The 19,174-nt window shown below is 44.7% G+C and carries 16 protein-coding genes and 1 pseudogene; 8 read left to right on the top strand and 9 right to left on the bottom strand.

Annotated elements, in window-relative coordinates:
• Positions 1-37: 37 nt before the first annotated feature.
• The 7 genes and pseudogenes from B9Y67_RS09805 to dcuS form a co-directional block, all read right to left on the bottom strand.
• Positions 38-970 (bottom strand): AEC family transporter, encoded by a 933-nt coding sequence (locus B9Y67_RS09805; protein ID WP_254901765.1) that lies wholly within the window; start codon positions 968-970, stop codon positions 38-40.
• Positions 971-1,038: 68 nt separating this feature from the next.
• Entirely contained in the window at positions 1,039-2,187 is a 1,149-nt protein-coding gene (locus B9Y67_RS09800; RefSeq protein WP_085506516.1) for a CaiB/BaiF CoA transferase family protein, read from the bottom strand.
• A gap of 10 nt (positions 2,188-2,197) precedes the next feature.
• A complete protein-coding gene (locus tag B9Y67_RS09795) occupies positions 2,198-3,034 on the bottom strand; it encodes an HpcH/HpaI aldolase/citrate lyase family protein (RefSeq protein WP_085506515.1) in 837 nt (278 codons plus the stop codon).
• A 19-nt stretch (positions 3,035-3,053) separates the two neighbouring features.
• On the bottom strand, positions 3,054-4,322 hold the full coding sequence (locus B9Y67_RS09790; RefSeq protein ID WP_441007558.1) for a 2-hydroxycarboxylate transporter family protein: 1,269 nt from the start codon (positions 4,320-4,322) through the stop codon (positions 3,054-3,056).
• A 272-nt stretch (positions 4,323-4,594) separates the two neighbouring features.
• Complete coding sequence (locus B9Y67_RS09780) at positions 4,595-5,398, bottom strand: carbonic anhydrase (protein ID WP_085506512.1); 804 nt, start codon at positions 5,396-5,398, stop codon at positions 4,595-4,597.
• A 517-nt stretch (positions 5,399-5,915) separates the two neighbouring features.
• A pseudogene (locus B9Y67_RS09775) lies at positions 5,916-6,618 on the bottom strand (response regulator).
• On the bottom strand, positions 6,611-8,221 hold the full coding sequence (gene dcuS / locus B9Y67_RS09770; RefSeq protein WP_085506511.1) for a DcuS/MalK family sensor histidine kinase: 1,611 nt from the start codon (positions 8,219-8,221) through the stop codon (positions 6,611-6,613). Before dcuS ends, B9Y67_RS09775 begins: the two are co-directional and overlap by 8 nt.
• 212 nt (positions 8,222-8,433) lie before the next feature.
• Here dcuS and B9Y67_RS09765 point away from each other — a divergent pair, with 212 nt between their 5' ends.
• Positions 8,434-8,685 carry a hypothetical protein gene (locus tag B9Y67_RS09765; protein ID WP_085506510.1) on the top strand — a complete coding sequence of 84 codons (252 nt, stop codon included), beginning with the start codon at positions 8,434-8,436 and terminating at the stop codon, positions 8,683-8,685.
• A gap of 40 nt (positions 8,686-8,725) precedes the next feature.
• Here the strand turns inward: B9Y67_RS09765 and B9Y67_RS09760 are convergent, their stop codons facing one another.
• Positions 8,726-8,905, bottom strand: a complete 180-nt coding sequence (locus B9Y67_RS09760) for a small acid-soluble spore protein H (RefSeq protein ID WP_085506509.1) — start codon at positions 8,903-8,905, stop codon at positions 8,726-8,728.
• Positions 8,906-9,097: 192 nt separating this feature from the next.
• Here B9Y67_RS09760 and B9Y67_RS09755 point away from each other — a divergent pair, with 192 nt between their 5' ends.
• From B9Y67_RS09755 to B9Y67_RS09725, 7 genes are all read left to right on the top strand, one after another.
• A complete protein-coding gene (locus B9Y67_RS09755) occupies positions 9,098-10,753 on the top strand; it encodes an L-aspartate oxidase (RefSeq protein ID WP_176223952.1) in 1,656 nt (551 codons plus the stop codon).
• Positions 10,750-11,049: a 2Fe-2S iron-sulfur cluster-binding protein gene (locus tag B9Y67_RS09750; RefSeq protein ID WP_085506507.1), complete on the top strand. Its 300-nt coding sequence runs from the start codon at positions 10,750-10,752 to the stop codon at positions 11,047-11,049. Before B9Y67_RS09755 ends, B9Y67_RS09750 begins: the two co-directional genes overlap by 4 nt.
• Before the next feature lie 117 nt (positions 11,050-11,166).
• On the top strand, positions 11,167-12,573 hold the full coding sequence (locus tag B9Y67_RS09745; protein WP_085506506.1) for a LysM peptidoglycan-binding domain-containing protein: 1,407 nt from the start codon (positions 11,167-11,169) through the stop codon (positions 12,571-12,573).
• Positions 12,574-12,689: 116 nt separating this feature from the next.
• On the top strand, positions 12,690-13,907 hold the full coding sequence (locus B9Y67_RS09740; RefSeq protein ID WP_085506505.1) for a dicarboxylate/amino acid:cation symporter: 1,218 nt from the start codon (positions 12,690-12,692) through the stop codon (positions 13,905-13,907).
• A 124-nt stretch (positions 13,908-14,031) separates the two neighbouring features.
• Positions 14,032-14,967, top strand: coding sequence for a prolipoprotein diacylglyceryl transferase (locus tag B9Y67_RS09735; protein WP_085506504.1), 936 nt, complete (start codon positions 14,032-14,034; stop codon positions 14,965-14,967).
• Positions 14,968-15,023: 56 nt separating this feature from the next.
• Complete coding sequence (locus B9Y67_RS20445) at positions 15,024-15,983, top strand: hypothetical protein (RefSeq protein ID WP_139823768.1); 960 nt, start codon at positions 15,024-15,026, stop codon at positions 15,981-15,983.
• Between the two features lie 236 nt (positions 15,984-16,219).
• On the top strand, positions 16,220-16,873 hold the full coding sequence (locus tag B9Y67_RS09725) for a superoxide dismutase family protein (RefSeq protein ID WP_085506503.1): 654 nt from the start codon (positions 16,220-16,222) through the stop codon (positions 16,871-16,873).
• Positions 16,874-16,904: 31 nt separating this feature from the next.
• Here B9Y67_RS09725 and B9Y67_RS09720 read toward each other — a convergent pair whose 3' ends face one another.
• Complete coding sequence (locus B9Y67_RS09720) at positions 16,905-19,073, bottom strand: FUSC family protein (protein WP_085506502.1); 2,169 nt, start codon at positions 19,071-19,073, stop codon at positions 16,905-16,907.
• Positions 19,074-19,174 lie beyond the last annotated feature (101 nt).

Raw genomic sequence — 19,174 nt, 5'->3', positions numbered from 1 at the left:
TCCTTTTTCTTTTAGTATAGCATGAAAAAAGAGGTTGCTAGGATACAGCACCAACGAGCCAGAGCATCAGTGGCACGGTTATTAAACTGGCAACAGTCGTCACTAATGTACTATAGGAAACTAACTGCGGTTCGGTATTGAATTGCAGCGAATACATCGTTGTGTTAGCGGCAGTCGGCATAGCTGCCAGAATGATCAGGATACTGGCTAGCATCGGGTCTAACCCCATAACCATGGTTAATAATAAAGCGATGACCGGCGAGACAATCAATCGTATCGAAAAAATAGTCGAGAGGTCAGCCCATTTTACCGTACCTTTTGTCAGTGATGCGAGCTGCATACCAAGTACGATCATGATGGTCGGAATTGTAGCATCTGCAATAAAGTGGACGGACTGCATGATGAATTCCGGCACGCTTACACTGAATACCTGTGTCATCAATCCCAGGATGACAGCGTAATTGATAGGCATCCGCGCGATTTTTACGAGTGAATCTTTAAAACTATGATCAGCCGTACTGCTTCCCCGGGCGGCAAAATAAAGCCCGACGGTGTTCATTAATAGCGATTGGACGACCATCATGATGATGGCATAGTCTACCCCGGCTTCTCCGTAAGCAAATAAAATGATAGGTACACCATAGTTACCGCTATTCATAAATACGCTGGCAAGTACTAATGCGGAAGACTTCGATTGCGATTGAGCTTGAACTTTTGAGACGACTACGACCAGTAAAATCAGAAGCAGCATCAGCGAAACGCAAAAAATCACAATGTATAAGTAATCGATCGTTACTTCATTCGTATAAAACGTACGAAAAGCCAGGAATGGATACATTAAGTAAAGAGCGGCCGTGGAAATAGACTTTCGGTCAAAGCCGATTTTTTTTTGTCCGATAAACCCGACAGCAAAAATGATAAAAGCTGGAATTACAATTAGTATGACGTCCATATTCTTCACCACATTCATCTGAAATTAAAAATCATAAAAGGAGCTGTCTCTGAAAACTCAAAGACAGCCCCGGATAAGGGAACAGTTCATGCTCGCAGCGATTGACAGTTAAACTCCTCAAGGATGGCTTCTGTATGTTCACCGATATCAGGGATCGGCTCCATCATTGTTTCAATATTCTCAAAAGTGACCGGCGGAATCAATGCTTTCAGCCTGCCGACAGGTGAGTCCACCTCGCTCCAGCGATCCCTCGCTTTCAATTGAGGGTGATCGGGGATATCTTTCACCGTATTCAAGCGAGCGTTAGCGATTTTAGCTTCTTCCAACAGTTCAATCAGCTGACTGGAATTCACTTCTTCCAAAGCTTCAGCAATGATCTTCTGTAATTGATCCTTGTTTTCGACTCGCATGGAATTCGTATGAAAGCGCTCATCTTTTGCCAGCTCAGGCTGGTTCAATATACTCTTGGTAAACTGCCGCCATTCCCTTTCATTCTGAATGGCTAAAAACACCATTTTCTTGTCATTTGCTTCAAACGGCCCGTAAGGATAAATGGTCGCGTGTCTCGCACCAGTCCGCTGTGGATCCTTACCTCCATAGTCAGCAAAATACATTGGATATCCCATCCACTCGCATAACGCTTCCAGCATTGAAACTTCGACGACTGTTCCTTCATTTGTCTGGTAGCGTGCGATGATCGCGGTCAGGATGCCTGTATAGGCATACATGCCAGCTGCGATATCAGCGACAGAAATACCTGCTTTAGATGGTTCATCTTCGGTCCCTGTAATCGAAACAAGCCCTGCTTCACACTGGATCAGAAGATCATACGCCTTTTTATTGGTGTAGGGACCGTCGGTTCCATAGCCTGATATGCCACAAATGATCAATTGCGGATACTTTTTTCTCAATTCAGCAGGGGCAAAACCCAGGCGGTCTACAGTGCCGGGAGCTAGATTATAAACAAACACATCGGCCTGTGAAAGAATCTTATCCAAGGCGGATTTTCCTTTTTCCGACTTCAAATCCAGAGCGATCGATTCCTTGGAACGGTTCAGCCAGACAAAATGACTCGACATCCCGTTTACTGTCTGATCGTATCTTCTGGCGAAATCGCCGTCTTCCCGTTCGACTTTGATGACGCGTGCCCCTAAATCAGCCAGCTGCCTGGTTGCAAAAGGAGCGGCTACCGCTTGCTCTAATGATACAACAGTAATTCCTTTTAAGGGTAACATATGCTTCCTCCTAGACGTTTGTCTTTGATGATGCCAACAGCTCTTTGGCTCTTCTATACACCGGGTAATCTACCAGTTTATTGTTATAAGCGATCGAAGCGACTCCTTGCTGCTCCGCCCGTTCGAATGCTTCGACGATTTCCTCGCATTCTTCCAGCTCTTGTTGAGAGGGGGAGAAAATCTGGTGGACGGGATCCACTTGCTTGGGATGAATCAATAGTTTTCCTTTAAATCCGAGCTGTCTTGCCAGTGTCGCTTCCTGAACCAGTCCATCCTCATTATTTAAATCCGGGTAGACAGCATCAATTGGCGCACCAATTTCAGCAGCTCTTGAGGCATTGACGATTTGGGAACGGGCAAATAACAGTTCCAATCCTCCCGGTGTCAGCTGACAATCAATATCCAGGGAATAATCAATGGAACCAAATGCCAGCCGCTCCACACTTTGACTTGCATTCGCGATATCAGCAATATGCTGGACACCTTTTGCCGTTTCAATCAAGGGGATGAGAGCTAACGCTTCATTGTCGACTTTTTCCGTGATGGTTCGGATGTCGTTGGCATGCTCCGATTTAGGTAGCATAATGCCGGTTACGCCTGCCTGAATCGCACAGGATAGATCATCTTCCCAGAACGGTGTGTGTAGGTCGTTTATACGTATAAAAACATTGGAACCGCTGGTATTATCCAGCGATTCCAATATAGTCTCTCTAGCCAATCTTTTTTCCGTAATAGCAACGGAATCTTCTAAATCAATGATGACGCAATCTGCTTCGGAAGCGATCGCTTTTTTTATCATCGACTGCTTGAAAGCAGGAACGAATAAATAGGAACGGTGGTTGTACATCTTTACAAACCTCCTAATGTTACGATAATAGCGGAATGATCAATCCGGCTAATAACAGAATAAGTGCTCCTCCCAATCGGGATGAAATTTGGGCAAACGGCATCAGTTCCATTCTTCTGGAAGCAGAAAGCACCGCAACATCACCAGTACCGCCCATGTTCGCCATACATAATCCGGCTGTGATTGCTGCTTCAATTGGATAGAACCCGACAAGTTTACCAAGCAGTCCAGCTCCGATGATGGCACCGAACACTACTCCGAATACCGTTAGAATGTACTGCAGAGTCATCGCTTCAATCACAGTATTTAAATCCGTGTAGGCAATTCCGATACCAAACAGCAAAGCAAGGGTCCAGTTGCTGGCAACGAACTTATACCACTGACTTGCACCTTCCAGCACGTTCTTTGGAATGACATCAGCAATTTTTGCAATTGCAACGATAATGATCATCAACGCATACGGGTGAAGCGGGATCACGTCTCCGAGCAAGGTACCAACAGCAAAGAAAGTGATGGCCGCAAGCAGCCCGATTCCCATTTTTTGAATATCATAGGTTTGTTTTTCCTCTTTATAACTGAATCCCTGGATCAGCTGGCCATTCCCGGTAAGGGAAGGCACCTTTTTACCAAGCAGGTTAAGCATACTGGCAAGTACAATGGCGAACACGTTACCAAGTGCCAGTGCCGGCACAAGCATGGAAATATAGTAGCTTGGATCATTTCCGAGCATCTCAGAGTAAATTTGACTCATTGGTACTGCGCCAGCGCCCATGCCGCCACCCATTATCGGCATCGTAATGACGAGAACCGCGTCCCTGATGGAGAATCCTACTAAAGCACCTAACAGGCCGGCAAACGCCATGGCACCGATAACAGCACCGAAGATTGGCAGGAAGTAGCGCAATCCGACTTTTACAAGAATCTTTTTGTTCATACCGAGAATACTTCCGGTGATCAAAGCGGCGATATAGAAGTTAAGAAAGCCGCCGTCTTTCATGAAATCTGTCATGGATGTTACCGATGCTTCCGGCAGCCATCCGGCATAAACCATAAATGCTGCTCCGAAAATGGCGATGATTGCACCGCCGCCAAGAAAAGTCCGGACGATCGGAGTACGATCCCCAACGAAACCTAACAATTCACCGAATACCATCATGACAAGTAAGCTTCCAATCATACCGCCGGGCAGGTTGCCTGTATAGAGGCTTAAAATAGTAATCGCTGCAAAAATCCCGAACCATAATATCGGAATTTCAAATATCTTAAGGCTCTTCTTTTCGCTGTGCATTTCCGTGACTTGGGTATCCGTCTGTCGTTCATATTCGAGTTCTCTGGCTGTTTGAGACATCTCGACCACTCCTTTTTGAAATTTAAATAGATAAAAACGTAAACGTTTTCAATTTCGTAGTTTTAATAATAAGAAAGTTCACAAAAATTTCACACATTATGAAACTATTGATAATATTGTAATTAAAAAAAGCAACCGAATCGGTTGCTTTTAAAATGGCTATGTTACCCACGCCTCCATCTTTTTTTAGGGATTCGTTTATCTTCAATGAATTATTCCTTAACTTCTAATACAGAACGGTCGTTTAAAGGTTGAACAGGGCGATGGTTGTCTGGAAAGATTTGCTGGAATGCTTGAATTTGTTCTTTTGACATCTCAATCGGCTGCTTAAAAATAACCCATTTTACTTCTTCTGTACAAGGAGGAGTTGTTAGCGAACCATGATAATGAAAAGACGTTTGGTTTTGGGGAAGTATCGTTTCTAAATCAATCTTTCCATCTAATTGTTTCTCTTCCGATATTTCTTCGTCAGGTAATATATCCCAAACTGATGCCAGTGCTTCATTTTCTTTTCCTTCTTGTATCATTACTCCAAGGACCGCAATCTCCCCATTAGCGTCTTCATGTACAAGATGCAGTTCCATATCAAAACTTACTCCATTAAATTGGTGCTCGCTTGGCGTATGGAAATGAAATTGAGCGAGCTGGTACTTATTATTCTCCAGTACCATATGGTTGCTGTCTGTTGAAGCATTAGCCTGCACGGTATGCCCATTGTTTATGATTGTAAAAGGGGTTGGCTCATATTGAATTTGAATATTTTCTATATCTTCATCCGCTTGTAAGTGGGAGAATTCAAGATTAATTGGAGATTGTTCACTTCCGTTGGCACATGCTTCGTATGCCGGGTCCAATTCTCCCCAGTGCTCAGGGCCTGTTTCACCTTTATAAGACCATTTTGACTGGTCAGACTCACTATTGCTTGTCTCAGAGTTTTCATTCGTTTTTTCCGAACAAGCTCCCAATGAAAAACTGAAAAACACAGCTAAACAGGTATGCGCAAGTTTTGTTCTCATGAGCTGTCATCTCCTCCTCTAATATTATCTATCCATAAAAATACATGAAAGAAAAATAGCAGCAAAATATTATTTTTTATGAAAGCGATTACACCTCCCAAAAAGGGAAAATAGACGGTCCTTTTATAAGTACAAATAACCAATTCGTTATATAAGTGAAAGTTAAAATGTTCATGAGTCACCCTCATGATGATCAGGCACCGACAGAAACACAAAAGTAATGGTCTTAATAGAGGGTATCAAGACTATTAGAAAGAAAGGATGTTGGGAGATGGTTTTAATAGATAGTATAAAAACCAGAAGGGAAACGAAAATCCTGCCTGAACGGTCTTAATAAGGCGGGAAAGAGGGGGCATCACCATACATAAAAATTGGTTCTGAATATTACTTTCCTACTAAAGCCATAGATAAGTGGCTGACAGAAACGGAGGCTGAACATTTCGTTGATCAATCCTGAGCCAGCATTCACAGAATAAAAAGGGAACTTCTCTAATCAGGAAGTTCCCTTTTCAAGAGCTTATAAATAAGAAGCAATAATGTGCTGCCTGTCCTCATGCAGCTGATATTGATAAATCGGGCGTCCCACGCCATAGATCAAGTCTTCTTCCAAATAACCGATGTCCGTCAGGAATTTTAAATACTTCCTTACCGATACCCGTGAAATATTTGCTGCTTCTGCAATATCTTCGGTGGAAAAAGCTTGCCCCACATAGGAAAGGATTACTTCATTAATCGTCTGCAGCGTATTTTTCGTAAGCCCCTTTGGCAGTTCCTGTGGCTTCGGCTGGTTGGAGGCAGGCTGGCTTTTCTTCCGGAACAGGCGGTCCAGTTCCTGTTGGCTGATGGAGTTTATAATAATTATTTTTGTACCGTGTAAGTGCCTCTTGAAAGCGGTCGAACTCAAATGGCTTGATTAAATAATCGATTGCCCCGAGTCGTAATGACTGCTGAATCTGCTCCATTTCCGAAGCGGCTGTAATCAGAATGACATCCACATCCTCGTTTTGCTCCCGGATCTGTCTTAGAAAATCAATACCATTCAACCCTGGCATATACACATCAAGCAGTATCAAATCAATTTTGATTTGAGCCATATGGCCAATGGCCTCATCCGTGTTTGCCGCCGTTCCGCTGAGGGTGAAGCCGTCCATTTGTTCGACATATTGCTTGTTGAGTGCCGCGACCATGGGATCATCTTCTACGATCAGTACTTTAATCATTGCCGTCACCTCCTGATTCGTAAGGGATTATGATGGAAAAGGTTGTACCTTGTCCGGGTCTGGAGTGAACTTCAATCGACCCTTCCAGCTGCTCTACACTATCTTTTGCCAAATAGAGGCCAAAGCCGCGATGGTGTCCTTCTTTGCTGGATATTCCCTTCTGGAAAATTTCCTCTTGCTTATGTTCATCTATCCCGTTTCCAGTATCGGTCACTGTCATTGTCAAAAGCTCATCAATATAAGATAGCTCCAGCCTGACTTCTTTTTGTTCTGAATGGCTGACACTTTCGATGGCATTATCAATGACATTTCCGAGAATGGTTATCAACTCATGCGTCAGTGATGGGTCATCAGGTTGTGGGATCGTGGTTTCACTATTGATCGTAAAATTAACATGCGATTCACGGGCATAACTGATTTTTCCGATGATAAAACCGGCTAACGCTGGATCCTTAATCGACCGAGTGACATTGCCTACCTCATGTGCCTGGTGGTCGACCAGTTTGCTGATGAAGCTTTTCACCTGATCGTATTCCTCTAATTTAATCATCCCAAGCAGGACATGCAGCTGATTCATGAACTCATGAGACTGAGCACGGAGTGTATCGGCATACATCTGTACCCCGGTCAGCTGCTCAGCTAATTGGTTGACCTCTGTTTTGTCCCGGAAAGTCGCGATGGCACCGACAATCTCATCGTTAACGACGATCGGAACCCGGTTGGTAATGATCGATACGCCATTGATGACTTGCTCTTCGTCAAGGTCTGGCTCCGGATTGGTTAAAATATCAGCCAACAACGTTCCAGGCAAAAATTCATTGATTTTCATTCCGATAGGTTCTTTATCCATTAGTCCGGCCTTTTGAAAAATCCGGCGTGCGGACCTGTTTACAAGCACGATGTTAGCATCTTTGTCGATAGCAATAATCCCTTCATGGACAGAATGAAGCATTTGATTCCTTTCTTCATGAATCCTTGCAATAGCATGAGGCTCTAAACCAAATAAGCTTCTTTTTATATAATTAGCCAGCAGGAAAGCGCCAATAATACCGACAATCAAGCTGATGACAGTTCCGATGACAATCTGTTTCTGACTCTGCTTTATGGACGCCTCCACAGCCTGCAGTGAGATACCGACAGCTACCGCTCCGATCTGATTCTGTTCTTCATCATAAATCGGCGTAAACGCACGCAGTGATTTTCCAAGCGTGCCGGTCGACCTGGATGTATACGCCTCTCCTTGAAGGACGCGTTTCTCGTCACCGCCGACAAAATGATTGCCAATCCGCTCCGGCTCTGGATGGGATTTCCGGATGCCATCCATATCCATGACGACCACAAACATGACATCAGCCGCATCCTGGATCGTCATCGCATAATCCTGAATAAAGTTTTCCTTTGCTTCGTCCTTTAGACCACTTTTGACTACCTGCGACTCTGCGACTGTACGTGAAACGATGAGAGCTTTTTCTTCTAATTGCGCTTCAATGTTTCCGCTTGTCGTATTGGTGATAAGAAGGTCTGTGATTAATAAAGATACTAAAACGACGATACAGACAAATACTATAATCATCGTACTTAGTTTGAACCGGAGTTTTGGCAATGGATATCACCTCTATTTGATAAGGGAATGGCTGCGTTTATTTGGCAGGTAACTGTTGCAAGAAAAACAAAGGATATGGTGGGCGATAGGAGACAAAACTTATGGCAGAGTGTGGGGAAAACGGCATGCATATCCAAGCATACATAAACACCACTTTTTGTACCATTATAAACATGGAAAGACAAAAGCTAAACTAGAAAGGATGAGATCGCATGGATGATAAGGCGAAAAAACGGAAATTAGAAGTTGAAACAAGAGACAATAAAGAAATAGAACTTGAAACCGCTCACCCCGGTTTGGAAGACTACAGTGTGCAAAACGATAACTTTGCTCCGGGTGAAAACAGATATTTAAATGAACAGCCAGGTGACCGAGCAGAGTTTTCTGAGGAGCTGGCCGACGGTGGAGAACGAGATGAGTTCGCGAGGAGACAATCTGGAAATAACTGCGGTGGTCTATCATAAAGACTCAGACCCGCCAGGTAAAATGGCGGGTCCTTTTTTCTTATTGTTCCTGTAAACTGTTTACCGGAACGCTTTGCTTTTGTTCTGGATTATTAAGCGGGTGAATCGTAGCTGTTCCGCTTGTTTCGTCAACGTGTTCGATGTAGACACTTTCTCCGTTATAGGTCACATTCACCATATCGGACGAGAAAGCAATATCCTGTGCTCTTTGAGCTTCCATTTCGTAATCACCTCCTCTAAATCAGTAATAATCATACTATTTGTTTTCCATTGACGAGATATACTTTTCATGGCTGAAAATTATCTTAGGCGGTCAGGAGTCTCAGCACATACTTATTAAAGGGCTCTTAAAAACGAAATCATTCCGTTAAAATAAGTAGTAGGTAAACACAACGTTACGAGGGGGATGAGGATGGATGAAATAACAACAGACATTCTGGTAATAGGATCGGGAGCAGCTGGGCTGGCAGCCAGTGTGTATGCTGCTGAGTCGAGTCAACAAATTCTGGTCATCGACAAAGGAGCCATCGGCAGAAGCGGTTCTACGGTAGGGGCTGTTCAAATCGCCAGTCTGGGAAGCTGGAGTCATCGAGAAGACAGCTTAGATGCTTACCAGCAGGACATCCGTGAAAGCGGAAGGGGATTAAGCAGTCCTGTCCTTACAGACGTACTTGTCCAGGATATCTCCGCTCGCCTGGAAGACTTGCTTCAATGGGGCCTGAAACTGGATAAAAACGAACACAATGATATTTTGGTGGCCGCAACATCCGGCCATACCACACCGCGTTCCATCAGTTCAAAAAAAGGAAAGACAGGCCTCGCGATTCTCCAGGTTTTAACTAAAAGGGCAAAGAACAGCAGCAACATCAAACGCTGGAGTGATGTCATAACGCTGGAACTTGTAAAAGCGAATGGAAGAGTGGCAGGAGCTGTAGTTTTAGATTTGAAAGAAAACAAGTCTTATTTGATTCGCTGCAAAACAGTTATCCTTGCAACTGGGGGAATCGGACAGCTGTATCCAACCACCAGCAATCCCGCACAATCTACAGGTGACGGGTTTGCTTTAAGTTTAACGGCTGGTGCTGCTCTGGTAGATATGGAACAAATCCAATTCTACCCCGTCAGTTTAATCCATCCATCATCACTTTCCGGTCTTTGTCTCAGCTTTTATCATTCTGCAAAACTCTATAATCGTAACGGGGAACGGTTTATGGATAAATATGAGCCGGAGACAATGGAAAACACAACCCGTGACAAGTTAGCGATTGCAATCGCTTCTGAAGTTGAAGAAGGACTGGGCACCCCTGGTGGAGGAGTTTGGGTGGATGCAACGGGAAATATAGAGGAAGTGAAGCGGCAATTTCATCATGAATATCAATTATGCCTGGATCGCGGCGTAGATCTTGCAAGAAAGCAGGCAGAAGCAGGTCCAGCCGCCCATTTTATTATGGGTGGGATATGGATTGATGGGGATGCTGCTTCCACAACGCCAGGCTTATACGCAGCCGGTGAATCAGCTGGCGGCTTGCATGGTGGCAACCGGCTTGGGAACAATGCATTATCAGAGTGTATTGTTTTCGGAGCAAGGGCTGGAAAGGCAGCTGCAAGGGAATCTGCGCGCATGAAGTCTATAATGGCTGGTGTCCCCCTGCAAACAAAAAAAGCAGATAAAATGATAAACGTTATTTCCAATTCCGAGCAAGGGACAGAGCGTTCCTATGCATGTAAAAAAGCTGTTCAAGCACTCATGGGAGAATATGTGGGGGTGGTACGTTCCACAAAAGGACTCCTCCAGGCAAAAGCAGAAATAAAAGTAATCGAGGAAAAGTTAGATCAGGTAAAAATAACGAGTTCACTCGATTTTTATTCGAAAGAAATCTTGGATTATATCGAAGCTGTGCTTATGGTAACCACCGCCCAGGCTATTGTGGAAGCTGCTTTAACCAGGAAAGAAAGCAGAGGAGCCCATCATAATAAAAATTTTCCTGAGCAACTGACAGAAGCGAAGCATACAATTGTGAAAGTCGAAAACGGAAAGATGACTGTACAGGAAGAAGGGGAAGTATGAGTCAGCTTGTTGTTAAAATTGATCGTTCAGAAATGAGAACCGACCAATATGAAATAGATTTAAAAACTGGCAGGACCGTCCTTGAGGCAGTAGAGGCCATTTATAATCATCATGATCCAAGCCTTGCCTACCGTTATTCCTGTCGCACCGGTTTATGTACGACATGCATGATGCTGATTAATGGCAAGCCTGGTTTAAGCTGTATGAAGATGGCTGAACCCGGGGAAGATGGGGTTCTTCATCTGGCTCCACTTCCAAAAGGGAGAACGATTAAGGATCTTATAAAAGAAGTATAAATAGGTATTTGGACGGGGGTTGCTCTGGTTTTTTTATGTCTGCCCGGGAAAGGGGCATTTTTTGCTTTTCCTTACGATAAGGTATTAGGGAATATGCTTTTCCTGGAGGGGTAATTCATGCAGCTATTTTATACCGTACGTCCTGGAGAAACACTTTATCAGATTGCCGGCAGATGGAGGCTCCCGGTCGAGTCTCTCATAGCTGCTAATAATCTGGCATCGCCTTACATCATTTTCCCCGGTCAGCAGCTTTCTGTTCCGCCTGGCGTGGATAAAGTACGTGTAAACCCTGGCGATACAGTATATAGTATCGCTCAATTCTTCGGGATACCGATGTCTGTCATTATTGAGACGAACCGGCTTTTACCTCCTTATACGATTCAAGCTGGTCAGCTAATAAAGGTTCCTCCTGGTGTTTCTTACTATGTCGTGCAGCCAGGAGATACCCTGTTCCATATCGCAAGACGCTACAATGTAACTACGAAGGGAAGTGTACATTGGCAGCTTATCCAGTCAGTAAACCGGCTCCCATCTGACGTTATTTATCCAGGCATGCGACTGATTGTCCCCTATGCTCCAACAGGAGACCAAGGGATGATTGCTTATTCATCCAATCGTGGCGGGGGTTATGATTTATGGTTGTATGACCCTGTTGATGGCAGCCGAAGACAGCTTACTAGTGGTGCAGGTTCACCCACTGCCATCCCTTTTTGGTCACCTGACAGCAGTCGAATCGCTTTTATAGGAAATAGAGGAATCCTTTATGTGATTCATATCGCGGAAAATTTATTAGCTTCTATCGATCAGTTTCCAGACGGGCTGGGCGTTTTTTTAAGCTGGTCACCGGACAGCAGGATAGTTGCGTATGCCAAACCGAATGAAATTATCTTGTACAACATCATTACTCATCAAGTCCAGCGCCTCAACCAGCCGGGAGCGACGGATGTCCAATGGGTTTCAAATGGGAAAACATTGCTTTTTCAAGCACCTGATTCTTCTGGAATCAGTCAGCTATTCACGATGGAGGCAGATGGGACCAATAAGCGGCAAATCACCCAAAATACCGGTAGTACTTACAACAATGTTCGCCTGTCTCCTGCCAATACTTATGTTCTCTATACAACTCCTGGGGTCAGTATTTCAATTATTTATACGATCGAGCTTTCGACTGGTCGTGTGTTTGAAGTGAGAGGAGGACCCCTTGCGAAAAATTATTTTCCTGTATGGTCTCCGGATTCCTCAGCAATCGCATACAGTGCCACTGCTTTTGAAGATGTCGGGTATTTTTCATTAGTGAACACAACAGGCAGGCAAGGGGAAAACGATCGCACCAAAGCAATTTCGGATTGCTTTGCTACTCCTGTCACATGGTCACCGGACAGTAGGAAAATCGCCTATCTGTCAGGGTGTAACGGGGAGGGAATAGCCACTGAGATGTGGGTGGTCGATCCTTTACGTCCGGTGCCGGTTCGGTTAATCGCAGGTGAATCAATTACCTCTTTGCAATGGTCTCCTCATTCTTAGAGTAAATTCCTGCAGGAAATAAGTCCTTTGTTTTGACTTTTCCCCCCTGTTTTAGTAAGTTATTATAAAAATTCCGATCAATAAAATAGGGTATTACAAGTGAGGGGGGTATTAGTATTAAAGCACTTTGGAAGCGTTATAGAGATGTATCGCTGATCGTAAAAATAACGATTGCTCTTATTCTTGGTATTATCACAGGGTTTATTTTTGGCGAAGACACAAGCGTGTTAGCACCATTTGGTGATTTGTTGCTCCGGTTATTGCAATTCATCATCATTCCTTTGATTTTATTTACTTTAATTGTAGGTGTGAACCAGACGCGCCTGGCTAACCTGAGCAGGATGGGTGGAAAAGTATTCCTTTACTACGTTGCCACTTCTGCTCTTGCACTGATTGTCGGCTTGACTGTTGCTGGTATCATGAATCCCGGCGAAGGAGTTACACAGCAGACCGATCAGACAGTCGATGCAGGAGAACATCCAGGAGTAGCAAGCGTCCTCCTCAATATCGTACCGGAAAATATCGTAACAGCGTTTAATGAAATGAATCTGCTCGGCATCATTTTCACCGCTATCGCATTCGGAATTGCGATTTCCGCATTGAGAGGATCGACAGAGCATGGGGCTCTCGGGGAGCACGTTTATAAAATGGCCGATGGACTGAATGAAGCTACCTTCAAAATCATGCATGTGATTTTGCAGTACGTTCCTATCGGTATTTTTGCCATCATCGCCCAAACGGTCGGCAATCAGGGGATGAACACAATTTTATCCCTCGGGAACATGATTGGTGTGCTCTATATTGCGATCATCGTGCAAATTGTTATTTATATTGTACTGATGCTGTTGTTTAAAGTAAGTCCAGGAAAATTCTTTTCGCAGGCACGGACACCAATGATAACCGCTTTTGTCACTCAAAGCAGCTCTGGAACTTTGCCGCTGACATTGAATGCCGCTAACAACCTCGGTATTTCGAAAAGTTTATACGGTTTCAGCTTGCCGCTCGGGGCAACCGTCAATATGGATGGCGCTGCGATTCGGATTGCCGTTTCTGCTGTATTTGCTGCCAACTATACCGGGACAGAACTTGGGCTCGGAGAAATGCTGGCTATCGTCATTGTAGGTACACTTGCCTCAATCGGGACAGCTGGAGTTCCAGGTGCCGGAATTGTCATGATTGCTACCGTGTTTACGCAAGTCGGCCTGCCGATGGAAGTCGTCGCCTTACTCACATCAGTCGATGCCCTTGTAGGCATGGGAGCGACAGCATTGAACGTAACCGGTGACCTTGCTGGAACTTCGATCATCAGTAAGACCGAAAAAGAAGAAAGTTAAAAGACCGGTGCTTCCGGTCTTTTTTTTGCTTAATTTCGCCAAATCCTGCCACAATTTTCAGAAAACGGACAAAAAAATAACGAAATTCAGGAATGTTTGTAAATAGAGGAAAGGAGGTGAATATATGCGCACAAGACCATTGTTATATGTATGTCTAATGGTACTGGCGGTATTTTTCCTTCCAGCCGATACGTTTGCGAATAACGGAAATACCCTTGAACAGGCATCGCCACAGGCTGATGAAGAAACATCAAACCCTGTCACTGAAGAGGCTGCAGAGAAAGGTGGAGAAACTTCTCAGGCTGCTAAAGAAAAAGCAGCAGAGAAGGTGAGCCAAGCCTCTGATACTGCTGAACCAGCTTCAAGTCATGGCAAGGAGACGACAGGTAATATTAATAAGCCAAATAAAAATGACAAGCATGCGCAGGATGCTGCTGCCAAACCCCTTCCGCAACAGGCGAATGACAAAGCCTCTGAAACTGGGGATAAGGTGAAGCAGGAGGCAGCACAGAAAAAAGAAACCGTTAAAAAAGCGGTTACCGATAAGCCGCATGAAAATAAGGGGAGGTCAAACCGACCGGTAGAAAAGAGCTCAGCCAAAAAAGAAGAGCCTACTACAAAGACGAATACCCCAAAGAGCTCTAAAGATAATCAGGCTGATGGAAAAGAGGATTTGCAGCCAGTAGAAGCTGAAGCCGAGCCAACGAACATAAAAGTTGGGCCTTCAGCAGCTGCTCAAGGGGATTCGAAGGCTTCTGTTCCAGCGGACGATCCGTCACGCAATAAACAGGAACAAGAAAAGCCTGCACCACAACCAGAGCCGAGGAAAAAACCAATCGCTCAGATACATATGACTAAGCCAGCTTCGTTCCCATCACCAGTATCTTCGGGCGGAGGCGACCTTGGCGGCCAAACTACTTTTTCTTTTATTAAAGGAAATCTGCCAGATTCGTTCCTGCTTGTTGCTGCCCATTCCCAAACAATCGGTATGCGATCTGATTTTCTCACAGATCAATGGGTGAATGCACCGCCAGCGGAACCACCGAAAACCACTTCTTAATTTTTATAAGAGGATAGAAACTAAATGACTAATAAAAATTAAGGAGCGATTCAAACATGAAAAACACATGGGTTAAATCTCTAGTATTTGCAGGAACATTGACAATCGGAGCATTCGTTGGCGTCCAGTCCACAGACGCGGCATCTTCCAATGCAGAAAAATCAGTAAAAGTGGTGGAAAAACAAGAAGCAGCAGCTGAGAAAAAAGCAGAAGCAAAAGCGAAAGGAAAAGCAGAAGCTTCTGTAAAAGCTGACGAAGAAGAAAAAACGGTTCAGGCCGAAGAAAAAGTAAATAAATCTCAGCAAAACAAAGCAAACGCTCAAGCTTCCGCGAATGCAAGCGAGACAGCAAAAGAAAACGCATCTGAAAACTCCGCGGTATTGGCTGGAGAAGCTGAAGTTACAACCGAAGAAGGTACAGAAGAAGAGGCTGCAGAAGAAGTTGAACTAGACGAAGAAAGTGAAGAAGCAACGGAAGAAGATGAAGACGAGGCAGCAGACAAAGAACAAGAAAAAGTAAACAAAGCACAAGAAAACAAAGCAAACGCCCAAGCATCAGCAAATGCAAGTGAAACAGCAAAAGAAAACGCATCTGAAAATTCCGCGGTTCTAGCAGGGGAAGTTGACGAAGATGTGATAGAAGAAGAAGCAGCTGAAGAAGAAACAGCAACGGAAGAAGATTCCACAGAAGAAGCGGCAACAGATGAAGAAAGTGAAGAAGCAACCGAAGAAGATGAAGAACAAGAAGAAGTAAACAAAGCAGAAGAAAACAAAGTAAATGCTCAAGCATCTGCAAACGCAAGTGAAACAGCGAAAGAGAATGCATCTGAAAATTCTGCAGTCCTTGCTGTGGCATTAGAAGAGGAAGCAACAGAGGAAGAGTCTGTGGAAACTGATGAAGATACTGAAGAAGAAGTGGAAGTAGACGAAGAAACTGAAGAAGCAGTTGAAGAAGAAGACGAAAAAGAAGAAGATGAAGAAACGGAGACTGTTTCTGTAGAAGCTAGAGAAGAATAATCAGCAAGTGAGCCGGGGACTCCCCCGGCTTCTATTTTTTGGGGCGTTAGGGAAGAATGTTCGAGAGTTAAGTCAGAACCCTCCATCTATCCGCAAAAAAACAGCACCAACCCCCGACTTCTTGCACACTTCCATTAGGATGAAAGTCCAATTTTGCATCCATCACGTTTATCAGCTCCTTATTTCGTAAAAAGATACATAGCATGAAATTTTTACAAAAAAGGAGCGATGTGCCGATGAAGCGCTGGATGTTGCTTGCGATTACCGTATTGATGATCGCCATACTTGCTGCCTGTGGCGGCAACGAAGAAAGCGGCGAAAACAGTGGAAACGAGGATACAACCGAAGAGAATAACGAAGAGCAGAACAGCGAAGAAAGTCAGGAAAACGAAGACGGCGAGAGCAAGGAAGAAGAAGGTGCCGAGACCGAAGAGGTCACCGTCGATCTAAAAGATCCCGATGATGAAAATATTGGTACCGCCAAGTTGAAACAGCAGGAAGACGGTGTACTGATCAGCCTGGATGCGTCAGGACTTCCACCGGATGAACATGGCTTCCACATTCATGAAACAGGCACATGCGAGGCACCTGAATTTGAATCGGCCGGTGGTCACTTCAACCCGGAAGGTGTGAGTCATGGAACCAATAGCGAAGATGGACCGCATGCCGGAGACCTTCCAAACATCGACGTAGGTGATGACGGATCCATTCAGGAGGAAATATTGGCAGAAAATGTAACCATGAAAAAAGGGGAAGACAACTCCTTATTGAAAGAAGAAGGAACAGCATTAGTCATTCATGCCAAGCCTGACGATAATGAATCCCAGCCATCCGGTGATGCCGGCATACGAATTGCCTGCGGAGAAATCAATGATGGCTTGCTTGAATAAAGAAAAAGGACTCCATCGGCGGAGTCCTTTTTTATTTCAATCCTAATTTTGCTGCTAGTACCAGCAGCGACTGGTTAATGCGCCATACATAATAAAGGTGGTGAACAAGGTCCCCTTGTCCCAGCTCGCTGCCAGGGGCCAGGCGCTCAATCTGTTCCCGCTCTTCCTGGAGATCATATAATTCGACTGCAGGTGCTTCGCCTTTAATTTTCGCGGACAGAACGTCAAGATTATGCTCCAGCTTATCCTCCATCTTCGGAAAAACATCCTTCAGTTCCTCCGGATAGACAAAATTTTTCTGATAAGCAGAGGCCACCAGGTGTTTGGCGTAGTAGTTGATCGCTGTGAAAATCGTAATCCATCGTGATAATTCGGAGCGTTTCATTGCGCCCGGCCGCTGAAGCATCGGGCGGGACTCGTCTTTGATGGCCTGGACTTTTTCTTCCATTGTAAACGCCTGTTCTGCCAGGTCCTTCACCTTAACCGGCTCATGAAAGCTTCTTACATACGGAATCACATATCCTTTTAACTCGTCAAGGTAGTCAGCGAACGTCTCGTTTACCTTGTCATGGGTTTTGGTCGGTAAAAGTACCGCCGATACGATAAATGCAATCGCTCCGCCGGCAATCGTATCCACAACACGAGCGCTTAATAAAGCAAAACTGATTCCGCCTAACAACAGGTCGTACATGAAGGCAATGAGCAAAGTAATGAAAATGCTCATCGCTGTGTAGGAAACAGTCAAAATGTAGAAGGCGGAAAATACGACGATAAAGATCAGCAACACTTCAAGGGCAGTATAGTCGGAAACAAGGCGGGCAAGCCCGAACCCGATAATCGCGCCGATGACTGTTCCGACGGATCGCTGAAATCCTTTCAGGTAGGTGCGGCCAACGGTTTCTGTCCCGAGTAAGATGATGAATGTCGTCAAAATCACCCAGTAAGGCTGGATTGGTGAAATGATATGACCGACAATAACGGCGATTGTGCCGCCTGCCAAGGCCTGCAGTGCTTTCTTTGTGGAAGGTTTGAGTCCTTCTTCCTTTTCCTCTTCTGAAGCTTCTTCGTCCTCATTCTTCAGTTCCTCATCAGCGTGTTGTCCGTTATCTCCTGTTTGCAAAGAAAGTTGAATTTCGATTGCCCCGTTGGTGACATGATCAGCAATTGATTCGATACGTCGCAGTAAATAAAGCCTGCCTTGGGGACGGGGACCATGGTCGTCAAATAGCTGATTGATCGTATCACGGAATTTCACAGTGGCTCGCTGAGCGATATGCAAATTTTCTCTTTCGTAGGCAGGGGAGAGCACATCAGCTTTCCGAAGTGCAGCGATGACCTCCACGAGTAATTGCCTCACTTCTTCCGTTTCAAATGCATCGTTCCGCTTCAGTTCGGCAAGTGAATCCGCTAAAGTCTCGACAAACATAGCGGCATCAAAGACATACAGTCTTACCTGTGAAGTGTTAAGCCCTGGCCATAACTCGCTGACATCATGGGTATTCAAATCCGTCGCAACGTTTCTTGCGTATTCCCGCAGCTTTCCAACGTTGTAATACAGCTTTTTTGCCCGGGATTCCTTTATTTCCGGATCCTTGATCATATCGATCAGCAATTGGAAAGTGAGGTTTGCCTGGGTATGAAAGGACTGGATGCTTCTCTTCAGCATGTGCGCAGAATCTTTGAAAATAATGAAATTATAGAGGAAAGCGTAGCTGACTCCAATGACAATGGCGATATAAAACCACGGGAACTGAGCGGGTGATAATTTTAAAAAAGATGAAATATAGACTGTCATGAAGGCGATCATGCCAAAGGAAAAGTACCTGCTTCCGAAACGGGTGAAATAAAAAGCGGAAAAAACAACAGCGACCATCAGTGAGGAGACGAGAAACACACTTTCCGCCAGCAATGCACCGAATGTCACACCTCCCATAGCAGGAAAAACAAGTAGCACGGTGGTTACTTGTTTTTCCTGTTTTGTATCGTCCATCACCGCCATGACTCCAAGCATTCCGCACATGCCGGCTACGATTGCAGGTGACAATGCTTCCTGTCCAGCCATTCCATACAGAAAAATGATGGTAAACACCGCTGATATTAAACTGAGGGTCGCTTTGCCCGCCTGGTGCAGTCGTTTGCGCCCGGGATCAGAAGCGAGTAGTCTTCCCAGCCAGTAGTCTTTGAGTGAAAGTTTCTTCAACGCTTCTTCACCCCTTTCTTCGATGTATTATATTCTTTCTATTTTACGTTCCCATCAGTCTATGGGCAACTTATTTGAAAGGTCTTCCCGATTTACAATAA

Origin of the sequence: Thalassobacillus devorans, from assembly GCF_900176565.1 — a bacterium.
Taxonomy (GTDB): domain Bacteria; phylum Bacillota; class Bacilli; order Bacillales; family Halobacillaceae; genus Thalassobacillus; species Thalassobacillus devorans_A.
This window is presented reverse-complemented; position numbering and strand designations above follow the sequence as displayed.